This is a genomic window from Pedobacter sp. 05L430 (assembly GCF_056397585.1).
In genome coordinates this window covers 1-2953 of record NZ_JBFTNT010000413.1, presented here as the reverse complement: position 1 = coordinate 2953, position 2953 = coordinate 1, and the positions used below count along the sequence as shown (strand labels likewise).

The following is a 2953-nucleotide window of genomic DNA, read 5'->3' as shown; positions in this document are numbered from 1 at the left end:
GACTTAAGCTGGACACCAGTGTACGCAAAAGTATCAAGAAGTGGAGACTGGGGGTTTACCACAGGACCTTTTACCTTAGCCGGGAAAGAAACCCTTTATGGACAATACCTTTCAATATGGAAGGCCGTTAATGGGAAATGGGAACTTGTCTTAGACCTTGGTACAACACATAATAAACCATTAAATAAGGTAACAGAAGAGTTTATAGAACCAAAGGATTTTCATAAACCAAAGTTTTTAAATGATAAAGAACGTGCAACAGRAGCGAATATAATAGCTACTACAGAAAAGACCCTAAGTGCTACCCTTAAATCTTATGGGGTATCGGCTTTTGCGGGATTCTTAAATTCGGATGCAAGAGTTTTGTTTCCAGGTTATGAACCTATTATTGGCAAGGATAAAGCAATTGCATTTTTAAATAGCATGATGAGTAAGGTGTCGTTAAAAACTACAAAGGTGGATAAAGCCGATGGAGGTGATTTAGCCTATACATATGGTGTTGCAACAGTAGATTATAAAGCTGATTTAAGAGAGAGCTTCAACTATGTATTTATTTATGAACGTCAGGCTGATTTTAACTGGAACCTTGTTGCAATGGTATTTGCACCTGCAGAACGTTAACAACATGTAGCGGGAGAAAGCGTTATTTTATAAATCATATTTATCACGAAAGGGTTTCTTAAAGAGTTGATTTAAGAAACCTTTTCTTTTATATAGTAAAGCAAATGAGAAAAATTATACTAACAGTAGCAATATTAATTACCGTTCTTCAAACAATGGCGCAGAAATTCGATCTGCAAGGTAATCGCGGTGCGCGCGGAATAATGCCTGAAAATACAATCCCTGGTATGCTAAGGGCATTGGATCTGGGTGTTAATGCCCTAAATATGAATGTGGTGATTTCTAAAGATAAAAAGGTAGTACTGTCTCAAGAGCCCTATTTTAATTTTGAAATTAGTACTAGTCCTGATGGAAAACCTATAACCCTCAAAAACCAAAAGAGTTATAACATGTATAAAATGGATTATGCTGATATCAAAAAATTTGATGTTGGAAGTAAGGTACATAGCAGATTCCCATATCAGGAAAAAATGCAAGCTTATAAACCACTTTTGGAAGAGACCATAGATTCTGTAGAGAGTTATGCAAAAAAGAAAAAATTGCCAAAACCTAATTTTAGCATAGAAACTAAAACTATTCCTAAAGGAGATAATGAGTTCCATCCGKAACCGGCAGAATTTGTTGACTTGATTATGGAGATCGTGATTAAAAAGAAACTAACTAAACGAGTAACCATACAATCGTTTGATGTGAGAACGCTACAATATCTGCACGAAAATTACCCCAAAATAAAAACAGCTTTGCTAATTGATGAAAAGATTGATTTTGAGGTGAATATAGCTGACCTTGGCTTTAAGCCAACTGTTTATAGCCCTTATTCAGTATTAGTAGGTAAGGGATTGGTAGAACGCTGCCATGAGGCGGGTGTTAAGATTATACCATGGACAGTAAATTCAATCAAAGATATGAAGTACCTAATCGGGTTGGGCGTAGATGGGGTTGTTACTGATTACCCTAATATTTATAAAAAGGTACTGGAAGAAAATTAACCTAAAACAGGTTTTTAATGATCTGTTCAATTGATAATCCTTCAGCCTCAGCTCTATAGTTACGCACAATACGGTGGCGTAAAATAGCTTCAGCAACAGCCTGAACATCCTCAATATCCGGTGAATACTTCCCCGATATCGCGGCGTGACATTTTGCTCCGATAACAAGGAATTGGGATGCCCTTGGGCCTGCGCCCCAGCTTATATATTTATTAATATCTTCAGTAGCCAAGGCTGTATGAGGACGGGTCTTACTTGCCAGCTTTACGGCATATTCGATTACATTGTCTGCAACAGGAATATTTCTTACTAATTTTTGGAAATACTGAATCTGTTTGGCGTCTATTATCTTTTTAAGCTTAACGTCGTTGTTGCTGGTCGTGTTCTTTACTATTGTAAGCTCATCAGCGAATGTAGGATAGCTGAGTAGAACATTGAACATGAATCGATCTAGTTGAGCCTCAGGCAAAGGGTATGTGCCTTCTTGCTCAATAGGGTTCTGAGTMGCCAGCACAAAGAATGGATTTGGTAATACATGCCTTTGTCCCGCTGCTGTGACAGCCTTCTCTTGCATTGCCTCAAGAAGAGCTGCCTGAGTTTTTGGTGGCGTTCTATTGATTTCGTCTGCAAGAACTATATTTGAAAATATAGGTCCGGTTATGAATTTAAAATTTCTGTCTTCACCTAATATTTCCGCACCGATAATATCGCTGGGCATTAGATCTGGGGTAAATTGAATCCTGTTAAAGTTAAGATCCATTACGTCTGCAACAGTTTGAACAAGCAACGTTTTGGCAAGCCCTGGAACGCCAACCAGTAAGCAATGACCATTACTGAAGATGGAAATCAAAACAGATTTTACCACTTCTTCCTGACCTATAACAACTTTCCCTATTTCGGTTCTAATGTTGTTATAAGCTTGATGCAACGCATCTACTGCCTTTATATCATTTTCAAACTGCATACGCGTTATTTTTTAGCAGTTGAATTTTTAGTCCAAATTTTCAATTCATCACAATCATCATAATCTTCGTCAATTCTGATGTAAGTGTTTTCTCTTCTTTTTTCGAACCATTCACTTAACATTCTATCGATTTTATCCTGTTGTGCTTTCTCTTTGAATTTAGAATAATCCTGTTCCAGGTTTCCTTTATGTGGCGGGATTTTAGATTTTAAATAAAGAATCTTATATCCTTGTTTGCCATCTGGATCTGTGAAAGAAACAGGCTGAGAAACTTCGCCTACTTTCATTGTATCAACAACAACAAATACTTTTGGATCTAGTTTATCCGCTGGGATAAATGTAGTTCTGGCAGTAACGTTATCTGCATATAATATCATAC

At 37.1% G+C, this 2953-nt stretch carries 4 protein-coding genes; 2 read left to right on the top strand and 2 right to left on the bottom strand.

The window, feature by feature from the left end:
- Together AC1DG9_RS25685 and AC1DG9_RS25680 are read left to right on the top strand one after the other, a co-directional pair.
- Window positions 1-621, top strand: a 621-nt coding sequence (locus AC1DG9_RS25685; protein ID WP_477635528.1) for a nuclear transport factor 2 family protein, incomplete at its 5' end; no start/stop codon positions are given.
- A gap of 104 nt (window positions 622-725) precedes the next feature.
- Window positions 726-1610 carry a glycerophosphodiester phosphodiesterase family protein gene (locus AC1DG9_RS25680; RefSeq protein WP_477635527.1) on the top strand — a complete coding sequence of 295 codons (885 nt, stop codon included), beginning with the start codon at window positions 726-728 and terminating at the stop codon, window positions 1608-1610.
- A 1-nt stretch (window position 1611) separates the two neighbouring features.
- Here AC1DG9_RS25680 and AC1DG9_RS25675 read toward each other — a convergent pair whose 3' ends face one another.
- Together AC1DG9_RS25675 and AC1DG9_RS25670 are read right to left on the bottom strand one after the other, a co-directional pair.
- Window positions 1612-2574, bottom strand: coding sequence for an AAA family ATPase (locus AC1DG9_RS25675; RefSeq protein ID WP_172661582.1), 963 nt, complete (start codon window positions 2572-2574; stop codon window positions 1612-1614).
- Between the two features lie 5 nt (window positions 2575-2579).
- A partial coding sequence (locus tag AC1DG9_RS25670; protein ID WP_477635526.1) for a peptidylprolyl isomerase occupies window positions 2580-2953 on the bottom strand: 374 nt, incomplete at its 5' end.